This is a genomic window from Paenibacillus protaetiae (assembly GCF_004135365.1).
GTDB classification, from domain to species: domain Bacteria; phylum Bacillota; class Bacilli; order Paenibacillales; family Paenibacillaceae; genus Paenibacillus_AP; species Paenibacillus_AP protaetiae.
On sequence record NZ_CP035492.1, the window covers coordinates 31,242 to 49,189 of the forward strand.

Annotated in this window: 13 protein-coding genes and 1 pseudogene; 8 read left to right on the plus strand and 6 right to left on the minus strand. The window is 44.0% G+C overall.

What is annotated here, in order from left to right; genetic code table 11:
- Nucleotides 1-44 precede the first annotated feature (44 nt).
- On the minus strand, nt 45-1,622 hold the full coding sequence (locus tag ET464_RS00140) for a recombinase family protein (RefSeq protein ID WP_165279852.1): 1,578 nt from the start codon (nt 1,620-1,622) through the stop codon (nt 45-47).
- Nucleotides 1,606-3,051, minus strand: coding sequence for a recombinase family protein (locus ET464_RS00145; protein WP_129437169.1), 1,446 nt, complete (start codon nt 3,049-3,051; stop codon nt 1,606-1,608). Before ET464_RS00145 ends, ET464_RS00140 begins: the two co-directional genes overlap by 17 nt.
- A gap of 196 nt (nt 3,052-3,247) precedes the next feature.
- On the opposite strand from ET464_RS00145, the gene ET464_RS00150 reads away from it, so the two are divergent.
- Nucleotides 3,248-3,592, plus strand: coding sequence for a helix-turn-helix domain-containing protein (locus ET464_RS00150; protein ID WP_129437171.1), 345 nt, complete (start codon nt 3,248-3,250; stop codon nt 3,590-3,592).
- A gap of 103 nt (nt 3,593-3,695) precedes the next feature.
- Here the strand turns inward: ET464_RS00150 and ET464_RS00155 are convergent, their stop codons facing one another.
- On the minus strand, nt 3,696-3,953 hold the full coding sequence (locus tag ET464_RS00155; RefSeq protein WP_129437173.1) for a hypothetical protein: 258 nt from the start codon (nt 3,951-3,953) through the stop codon (nt 3,696-3,698).
- Between the two features lie 106 nt (nt 3,954-4,059).
- On the opposite strand from ET464_RS00155, the gene ET464_RS00160 reads away from it, so the two are divergent.
- Nucleotides 4,060-5,541 carry a recombinase family protein gene (locus ET464_RS00160; protein WP_129437175.1) on the plus strand — a complete coding sequence of 494 codons (1,482 nt, stop codon included), beginning with the start codon at nt 4,060-4,062 and terminating at the stop codon, nt 5,539-5,541.
- 131 nt (nt 5,542-5,672) lie between these two features.
- Here ET464_RS00160 and ET464_RS00165 read toward each other — a convergent pair whose 3' ends face one another.
- Nucleotides 5,673-6,686 carry a DUF2461 domain-containing protein gene (locus ET464_RS00165; RefSeq protein ID WP_129437177.1) on the minus strand — a complete coding sequence of 338 codons (1,014 nt, stop codon included), beginning with the start codon at nt 6,684-6,686 and terminating at the stop codon, nt 5,673-5,675.
- 279 nt (nt 6,687-6,965) lie between these two features.
- On the opposite strand from ET464_RS00165, the gene ET464_RS00170 reads away from it, so the two are divergent.
- The 4 genes from ET464_RS00170 (at nt 6,966) to ET464_RS00185 (ending at nt 14,146) form a co-directional block, all read left to right on the plus strand.
- Nucleotides 6,966-7,868, plus strand: a complete 903-nt coding sequence (locus tag ET464_RS00170; protein WP_129437179.1) for a GIY-YIG nuclease family protein — start codon at nt 6,966-6,968, stop codon at nt 7,866-7,868.
- 211 nt (nt 7,869-8,079) lie between these two features.
- Nucleotides 8,080-11,331, plus strand: a complete 3,252-nt coding sequence (hsdR, locus tag ET464_RS00175) for a type I restriction-modification system endonuclease (RefSeq protein ID WP_129437181.1) — start codon at nt 8,080-8,082, stop codon at nt 11,329-11,331.
- On the plus strand, nt 11,332-12,819 hold the full coding sequence (locus ET464_RS00180) for a class I SAM-dependent DNA methyltransferase (RefSeq protein WP_129437183.1): 1,488 nt from the start codon (nt 11,332-11,334) through the stop codon (nt 12,817-12,819).
- A gap of 10 nt (nt 12,820-12,829) precedes the next feature.
- The gene (locus ET464_RS00185) at nt 12,830-14,146 is read left to right on the plus strand and encodes a restriction endonuclease subunit S (protein WP_165279853.1); all 1,317 of its coding nucleotides are present in this window, start codon (nt 12,830-12,832) and stop codon (nt 14,144-14,146) included.
- 52 nt (nt 14,147-14,198) lie between these two features.
- Here the strand turns inward: ET464_RS00185 and ET464_RS00190 are convergent, their stop codons facing one another.
- Nucleotides 14,199-15,629: a SpoVR family protein gene (locus tag ET464_RS00190; RefSeq protein WP_129437187.1), complete on the minus strand. Its 1,431-nt coding sequence runs from the start codon at nt 15,627-15,629 to the stop codon at nt 14,199-14,201.
- 141 nt (nt 15,630-15,770) lie between these two features.
- Between ET464_RS00190 and ET464_RS00195 the strand changes: the two genes are divergently transcribed.
- Complete coding sequence (locus ET464_RS00195) at nt 15,771-16,277, plus strand: restriction endonuclease (protein WP_244226599.1); 507 nt, start codon at nt 15,771-15,773, stop codon at nt 16,275-16,277.
- Nucleotides 16,278-16,393: 116 nt separating this feature from the next.
- Entirely contained in the window at nt 16,394-16,627 is a 234-nt protein-coding gene (locus tag ET464_RS00200; RefSeq protein ID WP_129437189.1) for a hypothetical protein, read from the plus strand.
- A gap of 342 nt (nt 16,628-16,969) precedes the next feature.
- Here the strand turns inward: ET464_RS00200 and ET464_RS00205 are convergent.
- Nucleotides 16,970-17,788, minus strand: a pseudogene (locus ET464_RS00205) (SpoVR family protein); the annotation flags it as partial.
- Between the last annotated feature and the right edge of the window lie 160 nt (nt 17,789-17,948).

Here is a 17,948-nt window from a genome sequence, read left to right on the forward strand (position 1 = left end):
CTACAGACAACAAAAAAACCGACCGTCCTAGCTAGGGCGATCGGTTAACCAAGTGGGGCTCGAATAAGGCTGCTTCTTGTTTGAATTGCAATATCTCCTTTAATAATTACATTTTTGCTGTCAACTTTAATTGGCGTGAAAACGGCTTGCTTCACTAGATAGGTTATCATCTTTCGGATGTCATGATCATGGTCATTGCTGCTAAGCAGACTCATGGATTGAATGTTAGAAGTAATGGTTTGAGGATTGCCTTCAACTAAAGCAAAGTATTTATCGATCTTCCTCAGCCCATCAATTTCGATATTTAACTCGCTAATTTGCTTGTGCATTTGGTGCTGCTGGATCGTTAGGATACGAACCATTTTAGTATTGCCATCGTTGGTTTCAAGGTCGGGCACTAATGCCGCACGTTTCTTGGCGCGATCTTGAGCAATAATTAGCAACTGATTTATTCGCTCGACCTCCGAGTTCTTTTTAAGCAACTGCTCAGCAATTTTTTCTCGATCCTTTAATACTTCATCATAGATCAGTGAACTAATGGTCACCAGATTCTGTGTCTTTAAATCATTAACAATAGCATCAAAGACTGCATGAATACGTTGAGCCTCTATTTTGTAGTTGCAGGACGTACAGCAATACCATTTGGCACCATAATGCTTCTTTCGTTTACTATCGAATGTGATTTGATCCTTGCAACACATCTCTTTTTCACAAACAGTGCAGGATATCAGATTACTAAGAAAAAAACTGGTTTTGTACATTTTGGGACTGAGGTCTCCGGATTTCCGGTGCTCATAGATCGTCCAGGTTTCTTGCCATTCTTCAAGGGTCATGATGGGGTGTATGAGATGGCTCTTGACCATCTCCCAGTTCTCTATATTGTTTAAGGAATTACGGGAATTCTGCTGTTTGCGATGATGGGTCAGATAACCTGCGTAGAATGGGTTTGTAATAATCTCCCGAACAAGAGACTTGTTTAACCGTTTTCCCGTCTCATGACTAACTCTGGTGGCAATAGACTGGAAGCCTTCTTGTTTACGGTACAATTCGTAGACTCGAAGTACAATGGCTACCTCGTCCGTACATTGTGAGAAAGTCTTAGCTGTTTTGTCATAACGATAACCGAATGGTGCTTTACCACCTGTCCATTTCCCTTCCTTCAAAATGGTGCGTGCAACATCTCGCGTACGCATTCTGGTATTATCAACTTCGAATTTAGAAGTACCGTCTTTTATTAAATCAACAATAAAATCGCCTGAGTCATATAAGCTATCGGTGTTGCTTATGACAACTGGTATAGCGCAACTCGCTAATATCATTCGAACTCTTTGATGTTCTGCTGGATTACGGGCAATTCGATCATGATGATTAACAACTACAAAGTCAAATCTCCGATCGATGGCGTCTTTTAATAAAGCATTTATGCCTTCACGATCGTTAAGTTCTGTTTTTCTTGCTGAGACCCCTGCATCTTCATACTCACATACAATTGTGCAATCGTATTTTTTGGCAAACTCATAAGCCATTGATCGCTGAGCGCTCATGGTCTGTTTATCTGTTGAATGACGACCATAGAATGCACCTTTCATACCTGGCTGAATGATTTTATTTAACATTGACATGACCAAGCCCCCCATTAAATGGTTCTCTGAATTGGATTCTCAAGGTAGGAGAATTCAAGACAATGCGAGAGATGACATCCTGGATAAACGATTTCCGCTTTTCTGCGTCATACTGAAGAACCTCCGTTGCCAAATCTACGGAGTCATGAAGTGTCTGCATGAGCTGGTATTGCCTTTCTAGCCCGGCTAACTTCTTCGGGTAATGTTGTTGTAGTAATTCCTCACGTTCAATCTGGTTGTATAGGTAAAGCAAATCCTGTTCAAGCTCTTCGTTGGAATGCTGCAGCCATGATAAGGTGTAGTTGTGGAGTGTTAGCTTGAAATCTGCCATTGCTGAGATACTTTCTCGGAAAGATTTTTCATAAAACTTGATGAGATCTCCGTGAACCAGATTATATACCTCTAAGAAATGAGTCTTGAACTGCTGTGAGATGAACTTGGCACACTCCATCAAAATAGTTTCTTCCAGGAGATCAGGTCTTTGACGGAGGTAATTATGATTCTTACAAGTGTAGTAGCTATTGGCTTTGACATCGTTTATTTCTTTGCCGAACATCGCTCCATTACATTTACCGCAAAACAGAAGCCCGTCGAGCATCATTGGAACCCGGTTACTTTGACGTGAACGAGTTTGCTTTAAGCTGCTTAAACGTGCTTGTGCTTTGTCCCAAGTCCGTTCATCGACGATGACGAGATTTTTGTTTGCAATCTCAACGAAATTGCCAAATTCCTCGATCTTTCGAATACCTTTGTACATCTTATTACCGATCATTGAACGAACACGATTTTGATTCAACTCTGAAGGAAACCAGGGTTGCCTCTCCATTTCTCTAATTGCATCTGGCAATGTGATGCATGTTGTGTCAATCATCATGTCAAATATTTTTCTAATAATTTCCGCTTGTTCTGGATCGACCTGGAATTTCTTATCTTTACCAACCTTATAGCCATAAGGAATCGGACCAGAAGAATGCTTACCTTCTTTGGTCATCGTATACTTCGTTTCCTTTATCCGCTGAACGATTTGATTGGCTTCGCGCTGGTTGAACCCGGCAATAATTAGTTCGAAGAATTCACCAGCTGGCGAATATTGTACCGGGATTTCGTTGTCAGCTGTAAAAACAACGTTAATCTGATGACTTTGAAATAGCTCGAACAGCTCCATGGCTTGGATGACATTTCTGGCAAGGCGGTCACGTTTATACACATAAACGGTAGAGATCAAACCTCTCTTAATATCGTACATAAGCCGGTTCAACTCCAGACGTTCTTTCATTTCGGTTTTTCTTGCTGACACGGCTTCATCCAAGTACATATCATCGAATAGTTCACCCTTTTGCGTGATTTTTTCCAGTGCTAATGCTTTCTGCATATCAATGGAGTGTTCTTGCGTACTGATCGAACTGCGAGCATACAATACGGTCCTCATCACTAGATCTCCTCTCCAGACATATCGTCTAAGTTTTGTGTTATTAGCTGTTTCTTCAATAAATCAACATATAGTTCCATCCATTTGCGAGCAGCAAGGGGATCATGAATTTGATTAATGGATGAGATTTGAATTTCAGAGCTTCGTATTTTTTTGCGTGTCAAAGTTGTGTATTCCTCCTAAGGTGGTTAGTGTAATGAGTAATTTCGGTCAGCAATTGCGACAGATCCGGCAGCAGCAAGGATATGGGCTGAACGAGTTTGCGAAGGAGCTCGGAGTGTCGCCGGCGTACCTGAGCAATCTTGAAACAGGCAAGACCCAGACCATTCAGCTGGATATATTGAGCAAGTTACAAGAACAGCTTCATTTGTCAGTCAATGAAAATGTACCAGTAGACGACCAATTCATCTTTCGACTAGATCGCCTGAAAAGGCTGTTGGCAGAGCTTCATTGTTCTAACCCACGAGTTGCAGAATATTTGGTTGCCATGGCGGAACAGGGTATCGATTTGATAAATCCTGCTAAAGGGTCCGGCATATAACAAGATGCCCCACTTGTTGGAGAACTATTCATCAAAATAAATAGATGTTTAGCCTAGTGAATATTTCATTAAATAAACGGAGAGCCTAACCCCTGTCATGGAGTTAGGCTCTTTGTGTGAGATCGCTTGGTGTTGAATCAGCCTTTTTATGAATCAGGGATATTTCAAACGGATGGGTGAGAGCAACAAGCTTCTTTCGTAGCCACTCATCGGCAGCAGCTCGTTTGATTCGCACTTCAAAGTCAGTTACCCGAGAAAGGAGGGAATTGGAATAGGAATATTGCCGAAGTTCATCGAGGCATGTGAAGCTGTTTTGTTCGTTGTGATGTTCAACCGTAAAGCGGACCTTTAATTGTCCCATATGCATCACCTCGATCTAGTCTATGCAGCTTGATCAAGTGGACAATCCCTGAATATGACACATATTTTCGATAGGACAAGCATAGGAATGGACAAGAGGTGAGGTCATGAGCGGACAACGGCATAAGGTTCAACCAATGGGGCTTCGTTTTGTGGCTTTATACTGCCGGGTATCAACCGATGAACAAGCACGTGAAGGTGTCTCGTTGGATGAGCAGGTAGAGCGGCTGAAAGCCTATTGCAGAGCTATGGGGTGGAGTGACCAGGTCCAGATCTTCATTGATGACGGATACTCTGCCAAAAACTTAGACCGTCCTGAGTTGAAGCGGTTGCTTCATGCGGTCAAGAGTGGAGCAGTCTCGCGCATTATGGTTACGAAGCTCGACCGAATGAGCAGACGGCTGCTCGATCTGCTTAATATCATCGATTTGTTTCAGGATCATGAGGTTTCATTCGTTTCTATTAGTGAGTCGTTTGATACAAACACTCCTTCAGGAAGATTGACATTACAGGTTCTTGGCGCTGTGGCTGAATTCGAGCGAGAACGGATTCGAGAACGTGTATTTGAAAATATGCTGCATGCTGCTACAACTGGCAAATGGTTGACCCAAAGCCCATATGGATATGACTTGGTAGACAAGTCATTGGTTGTTAATGTTGTTGAATCTCAAATCGTAAAGAGAGTGTACGATTTGTATTTGAATGAGGGTCTTGGCTTTTACAGCATTGCGAAACGTTTGAATGAGGAAGGAGTTCCTTCCAGACATCGCAAAGAATGGTCTATTCGGGCGATTAAGCTGATGCTTACGAACCCTGCTTATAAAGGCACATTGGTATGGAATCGCAAAGATTCCAGCAAAACGCAGCGCAAAGACAAGGATGAAGCGGAGTGGGTAAGTGTGGAAGAATGTCTTCCCGTTATTATCGAACAGCCGATATGGGACAAAGTTCAACTGCGGATTAATCAGCCGAGTAACATTGCTCCTAGAGCGAAGACAAGTCCGCATTTGCTAGGCGGAATGCTAAGATGCGGAAAATGTGGTTCTGGCATGAGTATCGGCTTTTCAGGGTCACTTAACAAGCGATACCGCGTTTATCGTTGCTCCGCCAATAAGAACAAAGGAACGTGTACGAGTAAGCAATACCGTGCGGATGAAGTGGAAGCTTGGTTTAAGGAAGGACTGCAACAGCTGGTCGAGAATAAGACCGGCGCATTAACCATTATGGCGAAGGAAGCCATGGTAAGGTCAGAGCGTGAACAACTCGAACAGAAGGTCAGTACGGCTAGAGCACGTTATAAAAGAAAAGTTGAGGCTTACACCTCGGGGCTGATCGAACTAGAAGATTTGAACGAGGAGAAGGCTCGGCTTGATCAGTTCGTGCAAGAACTGGATAAAATGTCGGGAGAAGAAATCGAGCCTGTAAACATGGAACAGCTTCAGTTAGAGCTGAATTCAAAAGTTAACAACATCATATCAGCGATGGATTTACTGCCTGTCGAGCAAGCCAAAGGAATTATTCAAACTCTCGTCCAATATGTCGTTGTGCACGGCGAGGAAGACATTGAAATTCGACTGCAGCCGGTGTAACCGATGGACAATGATGCGATGGAAGGGGCGCAGTTAGCGGAATCTCGGTCGGAACATCCGCCTTACTTGCCGGAGAAAAAGGAATATCTGCATTGAAACATCCCCTGCCTTATTAGACAGGGGATGTGCATTTATATCTTGTCGGCTTGCTCTGGTTCATCTTCCGACTGATTTTCGAGTTGTTGATCATTATCGGTCTGTTCTTCCTGTTGAAGGTCTTGTAAGTATTCATCAGTTTCAGGGATATAGGGATCTTGATCGTCGAACAGTTCTTCAGCTAATTCGTCCTCCGGCGCGGCAACTTCATTGCTTTCGAGCTGAACAATAAACTCAGTTGAAGGCTGCTGTAATCCACTTACTGTTAGCAGGGAAGTGTCTTTTCTAGGTCGACCTCGTTTCTTTGGAGCTTGAGTATCTGCGTCTGTTACATCTAATGTGTCATAATGATTTTCCTGAGGATTTATTCTAGTCGTAGTATGGTGAGAGGGTGCTGCGCTAGCTTTTAGGCGTTCGATTTCAAGCTTATGTTCATATTCCATCCGCATGAGTGTCATTTCGTGTTGCTGTTTTTGTAATTGTTGTTGCAGGTTCAGGCTTTCCTCTTTCAGACGATGAATTTCAGACGGATAATTGATGGCATTCCATTGGTTGCGTTCATTTCGAAGATTCCCGATTTCTGAATCTTTATCTTTTAGTGAGTTGGAAAGGGTGGAGATTAGTGTTTCGTGTAAGTGTGACTGCTTTCGAAGTTGCTCTAATTCTTTCTTGTCTTGTTGAGCTTGGGCAACAGTTTCGGTTAATTGGTTGCTCAATGCAGTACGTGCATCCTCGCTGGCTTGAAGTTGCTGTTCCAACGCCTCATATCTGTTCTTCCAAGTCGTTTCTTGGTCGATTAGCGAATCAGAAGATTTTTTGATGATGTGCACAATCGTTTCTTGAACACGAGTTAGATGATGTGAGATGGAGTCGAGATCATCGGTGTAATGCTTTGTTCCATCCGATTGTTTTAATAAATGTGTTTCATAAAGAGAGATAACATGTTCAAACCATTCTTTATTCGTATCGAAATCTGCATCCTTCATAAACTGATTGATCTTTTCCTTTAATTCGGGAGTAACCTTTACTGCAAATCCTGGATCTGCCATTTTACTGATCCCCTTTAAAATGGTTTACTTTAAACTCCTTGATATACTTGAGGTTAACCGGGTTTACCGAGTTAACTGAATTCATTTCGGATTTGCTTTCTTCAACAAATATATGCAGGTCATTGAAAAAAATGTGGCTAAGCTATAGCTGTAACTGAAGGATTTGATATACTCAGTAGTGGATTCTGATTCATTAAACATTGGAGCGAATGTAACCAAAATAGTGGGAATTGAAATCCTAGATATAATTTTAAATTAAAACGATATAGGGAGTCCTTTATGGGGAAGAAATTAACGATATATCTAATTGATGGATTGGCTACCGGTCCAAGAACAATAGAAATAGGAAATTGGTCGGGAAAGGCTGTCTATTCGCAGCGTGCATCATTATCAAAAATATTAGATCGAGAAGAATTTGATCGACCTGGTGTTTACATTCTCAAATCTACTCCCAATAGCGATAATTTCAATGAACGAATTTATATTGGGGAAGCGGAAAATCTCAAGAACAGACTAAAACAGCATTTAGCTAATTCTGAAAAAGATTTTGTTGAATTAGCCGCTTTTGTTAGCAAGGATGAGATGTTAACTAAAGCACATATTAAATATCTGGAGTCCAAAATTATTAGATTGGCAAGAGAAGCGAAATCAGCTGAAATTGACAATGATAAAACACCCGAATTGAGTACCTTGCATGAAGCAGATCGATCAGATATGGAGTATTATCTTGAACAAATCAAGTTGATTTTGCCCGTTGTTAACTTCATGTTCTTAGTCCCATCTGTATATAAACAAGTCAACGAAAACAGCCAACCACGAGGACATGAAGAGAATGAGAAAGTCTTTTATTTAAAAAGCAAGTTAGCAGAGGCAAGATTACTGGAGACAGAGGAAGGCTTTGTTGTTCTGACAAATTCGCAGTGCATTAAGCAAGTTCAGAATTCGTTCCCGGAAGGATATAAGAAACTCCGAGAAAAACTTGTCGAAACAAACGTACTCGTGGAGCAAGGGGATTTCCTTATGTTTCAAGAAAATGCGATCTTCTCAAGTATTAGCGCAGCTGCGGCAGTCGTTTTAGGGAGATCAGCTGCAGGACCTATTGAATGGATTGATAATAGTGGAAAGACCTATAAGCAAACTCAACAGCAGAAATTTAGTGTTGTCGAATCGAATAGAGATTAGATTTAGATTGGTACCAGGAACTTATTGCTTCCTGGTATTCTTTTGTTTTTTAGGTCTAAAATTGTTCGGTAATAAAGGTTTTTCCTTGCAATATAGCGAATATTTATCTGTTACTACAGAACTAGTCGATCAAACGTACGTTCCATGACAGGGTACTGTCGGAAGAACATATTAATATGAATGATAACAACCACGTATCGAGGTGTTTCTAATGGCTGGCAACTTTGAATTCTTACATGACCGCTGGGAGATCTTATCGGATCTTGGCGAGATGGCAGAGCGCAATTTGTTCATTGATCCGAATACATCCCTAATTAAGCTTCGTATGTTCGGAGAGACATTGACCAAATACATATGTGCGATGGAAGAGATGGACGAGACGAAGGAGCTTACGCAAGTCGATCGTTTGTCACAGTTGAAGAGGGATGATTTGATTTCTGACGATATCGTAGATTATCTACACACCCTCCGTAAAATCGGAAACAAAGCTGTTCACGAGTCGGGGTACGGTTCAACACGCGAAGCTCAGGCTTCGACGCTGCTGGCATTCCGGCTAAGTGTCTGGTTCATGCAAGTGTACGGTGATTGGAACTTCCAAGCGCCAGATTATATAGAGCCAGTGGAACAACAGGATACCGCTGGCAACGAAAAGCAGCTGGATCAATTGGCAAGAGCCTATGAAGAAAAGATGGCAAAGCTCCAACAGGAACTGGCAGCACTTCGACAGCAGCAAACGAATGTTACGCATGAAGACAAGAAGAAACGCCATTCGAAGTCGAAACAAGCAGGTAGTGCTTTTACGCTTACGGAAGCAGAGACACGCCTCATCATTGACGAGAAGCTACGGCAAGCGGGCTGGGAAGTTGATTCCCAGACTCTTCGTTATGGACTTGGCACGCGTCCTGAGAAAGGGCGCAACCTTGCAATCGCAGAGTGGGCACTCAAGACAGGTTTTGCAGATTATGCGCTGTTTTGTGGACTAGAGCTGGTCGGCATCGTTGAAGCGAAGCGGATCAGCAGGAACATCGAGGCGGACATTGCCCAAGCGAAAAAGTACGCCATGCAGGTTATACGCCATGGAGATGAAATCATTCATGGACCATGGGGGAATTATCAAGTGCCATTCCTGTTCTCGACGAATGGTCGCCCATACTTGGAGCAATTGAAGAATATGTCCGGTATCTGGTTCCTCGATGCTCGCAAGCCAACGAATCATCCGCGTCCTCTGCAGGCGTGGTATTCGCCGCAAGGGCTGAAAGATTTGCTGAAGCAGGACACCGAGCAAGCTGCTAAGGATCTGCAAGATGAGACGCTAGATTACTTGAAGCTGCGTCCGTATCAGGAGGAAGCTATTCTTTCGGTAGAAGGTGCAATTGACGAAGGTCAGCGCAGTATCCTGCTGGCGATGGCGACAGGCACAGGCAAAACCCGTATGGCAATCGGGCTTATTTATCGTCTAATCAAACATAACCGCTTCAAGCGTATTCTGTTTCTCGTGGACCGCTCAGCTCTTGGACGTCAAGCAGAGGCAGCTTTTAAAGATTCCAAGCTGGAGAGCTATCATTCGTTTACAGAAATTTTTGAGCTTCAGACGTTGGATGATAAGAAGCCGAATCCGGAGACCAAGGTGCAGATCGCTACCGTACAAGGGATGGTTAAGCGCATTTTCTATAATGAATCCGACGAAGCGGAGATTCCGTCTGTTGACCAATACGACTGCGTGATCGTCGATGAAGCCCATCGCGGCTATACGCTGGATAAGGAAATGTCTGAGGTAGAGCTGGAGTTCCGTGACCACGAAGATTATGTCAGCAAATACCGCAAGGTGTTGGACTATTTCGATGCGTTCCGAATTGGACTGACGGCTACGCCGGCGTTGCATACGGTTGAGATTTTTGGAAGACCGGTATTCAACTACTCGTATCGTGAAGCGGTAATCGACGGGTATCTCATTGACCATGAACCGCCCATGCAGTTCGAAACTCAGCTCAAGAAGAACGGGATCAAATGGCAGGTTGGTGAAGAGGTAGAAGTATACGATATCTCCTCTGGTAATGTGGAGAAGGAACTGCTCCAGGATGAGATCAATCTGGAAGTGACCCAATTCAACAAGACGGTTATTACGGAGAACTTTAACCGCGTCATCCTAGAAGAGTTGACGAAATATATCGACCCCGAGTCAGAAGGGAAGACCCTTATATTCGCCGCAACCGACGATCATGCGGATATGGTCGTTCGGATCTTCAAGGAAGAACTGGAGAAGGCATATGGGGCAGTCGATGACAATGCTGTACTCAAGATCACTGGTTCCATCAAAGATCCGCTGCATGCCATCAAGCTGTTCAAAAATGAACGATTGCCAAGCATCGTAGTAACAGTCGATTTGCTGACAACGGGAATAGATATTCCAAGTATTACGAATCTCGTCTTCCTGCGCCGCGTGCGTTCTCGGATCCTATATGAGCAAATGCTTGGCAGAGCGACGAGACGTTGCGATGAGATCGGCAAAGATCATTTTATGATTTATGATGCCGTTGGAATCTATGAGACGTTAAAGCCTTATACAGACATGAAGCCGGTGGTGACGAAGCCAACGGTATCCCTTGATGTGCTGACGAGCGAGCTTGCACAGCTGGAAGATGAAGAGAAGGGCAAGCCGCATAAGGACCAGATCATTGCGAAGATGCAGCGTAAGAAGCGCACTTGGACGCAGAAGGATCATGACGACTTTAAGGCATTGTCCGGCGGGATGAGTATTGAGAAGTTTATCGATGATTTGAAGAGCATGAGTGTATTGCAAGCGAGCTCTGATCTGCAGACGAAGAAGCCGCTGGTTGCTTTTATAGATGAGAATCGCGGCAGAGGACACCGAATCTATATATCGGAGCATGAAGATAAGCTGATCTCCACCTCGCGAGGTTATGGAGATGCAGATAAGCCGGAGGATTACCTGGAAGGGTTCCATGCTTTTATCACAGAGAACTTGAACCTCATTCCGGCTCTTACGATTATTTGCACTCGTCCGAATGACCTGACACGAGATGAACTGCGCAAGCTTCGGGTGGAGCTTGACCAGAAGGGTTATTCGGAGAAAATGCTGCAGGCGGCATGGCGTGATGCGAAGAACGAGGATATTGCAGCGGATATTATTAGCTTCATCCGTCAGCAAGCGCTTGGTGACCCATTAATTAGTCATGAAGAGCGGATTGAAGGCGCCATGAAAAAAATATATGATATGAAAGTCTGGTCAAAGGTTCAGAAGGACTGGCTGAAGCGGATTGAGAAGCAGCTGCTGCAGGAATCGGTATTAGACCCGAATCCGGAGAAAGCTTTTGAGGTAGAACCATTCAAGAGCAAGGGCGGCTACAAGCAGCTGAACAAGATTTTTGATGGCGAGATGGACACCATTGTAACAACAATAAATACAGCATTGTATACACCACGAAAGAGGGATTACGCGTAAATGGGCAATCAGGATATTGTACAGAAGCTATGGAACTTATGTAACGTACTGCGGGATGACGGCATTACATATCATCAATATGTAACGGAACTGACGTATGTGCTGTTCCTCAAAATGATGAAGGAAACCGACAACGAAGGCATTCTGCCGGAGCATTACCGCTGGGATTCACTGACGGAGCGTCATGGCATGGCGCTTCAACAGCATTACCGCCAGTTGCTGCTAGACCTTGGCAACCAAGGAAATGAAACAATCAAGCAGATCTACATGAATGCAACCTCCAACATTAACGAACCGAAAAACTTGGAGAAAATCATTACCTCCATCGATCAGCTCGACTGGTATAGCGCAAAAGAAGAAGGTCTTGGCGATCTGTACGAGGGATTGCTGGAGAAGAACGCCAGCGAGACGAAGTCGGGAGCGGGGCAATATTTTACGCCGCGTCCGCTTATTGATGTAATCACCAAGTTGGTGGATCCACAGCCGGGCGAGCGCTGCAACGACCCAGCTGCAGGTACGTTCGGATTTATGATCGCGGCGGATCGACATGTCCGCAGCAATACGGACGATTATTTCGACCTCGGGGAGAAGGAAGCGGAGTTTCAGAAGCACCAAGCATTCACCGGCGTTGAACTGGTTAAAGATACGCATCGCCTGGCGATGATGAACGCCATGCTTCACGATATTCATAGCGATATTATACTTGGCGATACATTGTCTGATGATGGCACAAATCTGAAAAACTTCGACGTTATCCTGACGAATCCGCCGTTTGGTACGAAGCAGGGCGGTGAGCGACCGACTCGTGACGACCTGACGTTCGCAACAACGAACAAACAGCTGAACTTCCTTCAGCATATTTATCGTGCCTTGAAAGCTAACGGCAAAGCCCGCGCAGCAGTTGTCCTGCCGGACAACGTGCTGTTCGAGAGTGGCGTAGGCACTAAAATTCGTGCTGACTTGATGGATAAATGCAATCTGCATACGATTTTGCGTCTGCCTACTGGTATATTTTACGCTCAAGGCGTTAAGACGAACGTCTTATTTTTCACGCGTGAAAAGACGGATAAGGACAGCACAAAGGACGTATGGGTATACGATCTGCGTACGAATATGCCAAGTTTCGGTAAACGGAATCCGTTGACTGTGGCTCATTTTGACGCGTTTATAGCAGCTTACACGGCTGAGGATCGCACGAAGATCGAAGATGAGCGCTGGAATGTGTTCACACGTGATGACATTCGTATGAAGGATGACAGCCTCGACATCGGCTTGATCGCTGACGAATCTTTGTCTGCTTATGATAACTTGCCTGATCCAATTGACTCGGCTGAGGAAGCGATGTCGAAACTGGAAGAAGCACTCGCACTGCTTGGCGAAGTTGTAGCTGAATTGAAAGCAATTGAGACGAAGCCCGTTAGCTATGAGGAAAACAAACCAGCTTTGGCTAAGGTCGCTGAAGCATCCGGGGTGTACGGCAATGAGTAAGAGGGTTGAAATGTCGCAGGAAGAGCTGTTGAAAAAGGCTTTGGTGCCAGTAGAGGAGCAGCCTTATGAGGTGCCGGGGAATTGGGTTTGGGTAAGGCTAGGTGGAGTAACAAACTTTATCGATTATAGAGGGAAAACTCCAAATAAAACCGATTCAGGTATCCCACTTATTACAGCAAAGAATGTGAGAATGAATAAGCTAAATGATGAGCCGCGCGAGTATATTTCAGCCAATGATTATGATAGCTGGATGACACGTGGTATACCTAATCCTGGTGATGTACTGTTTACAACTGAAGCCCCATTAGGTAATGTAACCCAGTTAACAAACAAAGGAAAAGTCGCTCTTGCACAACGTATCATTACCATTCAATCTCTCGTGGGGAATAATACATTTTTAAAATATCTTCTAATGAGTCCTCAGATTCAGAGTGAGATACTAAGTCAATCAACTGGAACAACAGTTCAAGGAATTAAAGCAAGTAAACTGAAACTGCAACCCATTCCTTTTCCGCCACTAAACGAACAAAAACGAATTGCCGACAAAGTCGACAGACTCTTGGACAAAATCAATCAAGCCAAACAATTAATTGAAGAAGCCAAAGCAACTTTTGAATTTCGTCGAGCGGCAATTTTGGACAAGGCTTTTCGTGGGGAGCTGACGAAGAAGTGGCGGGAAGAGAGCTTTGGGTCGGCTGAACAAAACTGGGAGATTACTACTATAGGGGCTGTATGCTCTGAATCATTCTACGGTCCTCGATTCGGTAAGAACGAGTATTCAACTGAAGGAATACCGACTATTAGAACAACTGACATGACAAAAAACGGTGAAATCATACTTAAAGATCCACCAAAGGTGATTATCGAAGAGAAGAATATTGAAAAGTTCCGTCTGAAAAAAGGAGATCTTCTAATCACTCGAACTGGAAGTATTGGGACTATGGCGGTATTTAATGAAGAATATTTAGCTGTGCCTAGTGCCTACTTGATAAGGTTTCGTTTTATAGAACAAGTGAATACAAGATATATGTTCTATTACTTGATGTCACCAAAAGGACAAAAAATGATGGGCTTAGGTACTACTGCAATTACACAACCTAATATTAATGCAGAGACTATAAAGAAAATGCCTTTTATTCTACCTTCATTTGAAGAGCAGATTGAGATAGTCCAAGTATTAGATTCATTTTGGCATATGGAACAGAAATTGATAAATAGGTTTGAAAAATATGATTATCTCAATAAACTGGAACAATCAATACTTATGTCCGCATTTAGTGGGAAGCTGGGAACTAATGATGTGAATGATTCAAAACCAATTGTCTAGTATATGTAAAACAACCAAGGCTGCTTAGCAACCTTGGTTGTATTTTCTATATTTATAAAAACTTCCGACTAACCTTCTTCCCATCATACATAAATAACAACACTTTATCCTCCACAACTGTCTCCAAATAAACGGTTTTTCCCCATAGCTGATATACATATGGCAGCGTCCGCTCCACATATTTCAGATCCAGTTCCACACCTTCGAACTGATGTTGCAAGTATAGTTCTCCGTTGTTTAAATAATCGCCATTCTTCACAACGAGGTATGGGAACCCGCCATTTACACGAGCGTAAGCAAGTTGGTCGCGGATGTTCTCCCACGATTTATCGGTTATTTTCCACTCGGGACCTTTCTTCTCGAAGACATATAAGTCCAGATCCTTAACCAGATCTTTGGTCAAGTAATTGCGGATAAACGAGATGTCTGCATCATTCTCACGGACCTCAAACATCTTTTCCCTGCCGCGACCTGGTATTCGTCCGAATCGCTCTCTTTCTTCTGACGTAGGGTTATCCCAGCGCTTCTCGATGTCCTCAAATATTTTAAGCCCAAGATAATAAGGGTTTAAAGAATGTCGGGAAGGCTGCACAACTGAGGAATTAAGGGCAGCATATTCGATTGTCTCGTCTGAGGTTAAATCCAATTCACGCATGATCCTTTGGTGGAAGAAACTTGCCCAGCCTTCATTCATAATTTTGGTCTCAATTTGAGCCCAGAAATACAGCATTTCATCGCGAAGCATGGTTAGGATATCTCGCTGCCAAGGCTCCAATACGGCTGAATACTCCTCAATGAACCACAGGATATCCTTCTCTGGCTGAGGAGGGAAGGATGCAGACGGCTCTTGTTCCTGCTGCGAATCCTCTTTTTCCAGCGACCATAAATCATCATAAGGAGATGAGGGGGGAGTGGATTTTGCTTGCGGTGAACGTTTTTGCATAGACGAGATATAAGCGTCTTTAGACATCCGATAAGGCTTTACGATAGAAGGATCAACATGCTCCTGGATCGCAAGGACCGCATCAATGAATTGTTCAACGGCTAGTGCTCCATGAGTCATTTCATATTCACGGATTCGTTCTGCCGTTGCGCTCATGCTCTCGACCATATTCCGGTTTGTCTTTGAGAAGCGGGCATTGTTCTTGAAGAAATCGCAGTGGGCGAGAACGTGAGCAACGATGAGTTTGTTCTGAACAAGGGAGTTGCTATCGAGTAAGAAGGCGTAGCAGGGGTTAGAGTTAATGACAAGCTCATAAATTTTGCTTAGACCGAAATCATACTGCATCTTCATCTTGTTAAATGTCTTGCCGAAGCTCCAGTGGCTGAAGCGGGTGGGCATACCATACGCTCCAAAGGTGTAGATGATATCAGAGGGACAGATTTCGTAACGCATGGGGTAGAAATCAAGTCCAAGCCCCGTTGCGATTTCCGTAATTTCAGCTATGGCATATTCCAAAGCTTTCATGTCAGTGGTTGGCATAATGAATTCCTCCATTTCTGATAGTGGTTTATAGCTTAATGCACCAAATCGGATTGATTGAAACGCCTTGAAATTGGTAAGGATTGATCTAAAGGAGAGATGTCAAATGGATGTGCTTTTTAGTTTATCGATAGTTGCAATTTGTTACTTGCTGTATCAGTATTACAACCAAAAACGTTCTCATCGCATGAAGATATGAAAGAAACCCTTCGTATTGGTCTATATAACCGATTCAAGCGCGACTTGGAGCAGGACAAAGATGAAGATCCACTGCTCTTTGAGCATTTCGTTGCTGCTATAATGACATCCGTCCGAGGTGGCAGCACAAACATTACTAAGAGTTCCGGAGATTTCGGCATCGATATAGAAGAACGAACGGATAATGGGCTGTATCTAGGACAAGTGAAATGTTATAAAGAGCCTATTGCTTACGACCCGATCGCGATTATCCACTCCCAAATGGTTAAGCAAGGCGCAGTAGGCGGTTATGTCATCACGACAAGTGACTTTACTTCTAACGCTCGTGCCTATGCGCAGGGATTGAACATTGACTTGATTAATGGCAGGCAATTGGTCGAGCTATGGTTGAAACATCTCGATACAAAACGTGAAAGGGCAGAAGTAGTAAACCCAGAGCCGCAAATATAATTGGCGCTTCAATCGACAGGTATTCACTAATGAGCTGCAGGGTTAATCTATGCTATAATTCAGCTATGAGTTGATGATCAGCAGACTTATCGATTTCATCAAAGGAGGTTGGAAGGATGAATTTTAGTCTAAAAGCTCCTGATGGCACCGTCATTGAATCGTACGAGAAAAACCATAAGGAATTTATTCGTATTGCCGGCTTGGAATATGAAATCTATAACCCGGTAGATGAGCTGGATTCCGATCCGGAAATTCGCCAGATGATTGAAGCATCCGAGAAGGACATAAAGCAAGGCAAGTTCTATTCAACGGATGAACTGATTGAAATGGCGAAGCGTGGTGAGCTCTAATTGATTGTTCAATGGACCGAGACGGCAATAAACCGGCTTCGACAGATCAAGAGCGATCACTTCACAGATCAGGAAACAATCGACTATAAGGTCAATCTCATTCGTCGTACCGAAGCGAAGGTTGTCACTATGGGGGTGACCATGCCGTCAAGAGAATTTCGCAACACTTATTATTGTATCGTGGACCGGTATGTCATCTCTTATAAAGTGTTGGATAACGGAGAACGCTATGTGATCACCTCATTCAAGCACGGTGCAATGAGGCGCAATCTTAAATATTGATCTTGAACCGATTCCGAGAGGAGTCGGTTTTTTCTACTCCAAAATTTAAGCACCTTGGCGATACGAAGCCCAGCCTTCGTTCATAATTTTGGTTTCAATCTGCGGCCAGAAATAAAGCATTTCGTCGCGCAGCATCGACATAATGTCCCGCTGCCAATCTTCCAGCACGGTGGAATATTCCTCGATAAACCAGACGAGGTCCTTTTCCGGCTCCGGCGGAAACCTTTTTTGCGTGCCGGATGGGGGCGCGTGTTTTTTCATATCCGGGTCAAGCGACCACAAGTCATCGTAATCGCTTTCCAGCACGGTCTGCGCAGAGCGGCCTTTTTCCTTTTGCAGCAGCTCGATATAGCGGGTTTTGTCCAATTGGTACGGCTTAATAATGGTCGGATCGACATGCTCTTGAATGGCAAGTATCGCATCAATAAATCGTTCGACCGCTTCCGTGCCGTGATCCATTTCATACTGATGGATCCGGTCGGCGGTGGCGGACATGCTTTCCACCATGTTGCGGTTCGAACGGCTGAAGCGGGCGTTGTTTTTGAAAAAATCGCAATGCGCCAGGACGTGGGCGACGATCAGCTTGTTCTGGATCAGCGAGTTGCCGTCGAGCAGGAATGCGTAACACGGGTTAGAGTTAATGACCAGCTCGTAAATTTTGCTTAAGCCAAAATCGTATTGCATTTTCATTTTGTTGAACGTTTTGCCAAAGCTCCAGTGGCTGAAGCGGGTCGGCATGCCGTACGCCCCAAATGTATAAATGATATCCGCCGGACAAATCTCATAGCGCATTGTATAAAAGTCGAGTCCAAACCCTTGCGCGATCTCGGTAATTTCATCGATTGACCGTTCCAGATCGCGGATTTCATCCTGCCTCATCCGCTATTCCCCCGTACATGCATTTTAAGGTTCATACCAATATATGAACGGGTGGCGGGCTGTATGACGGCAAAGGTTGCGCTGCGGCGATGCCATCCTGCATGTCTCCTCTATTCCGGGCGGTGTTGCTGATGCAATCGTACAAGCGAACAAGCGCGGA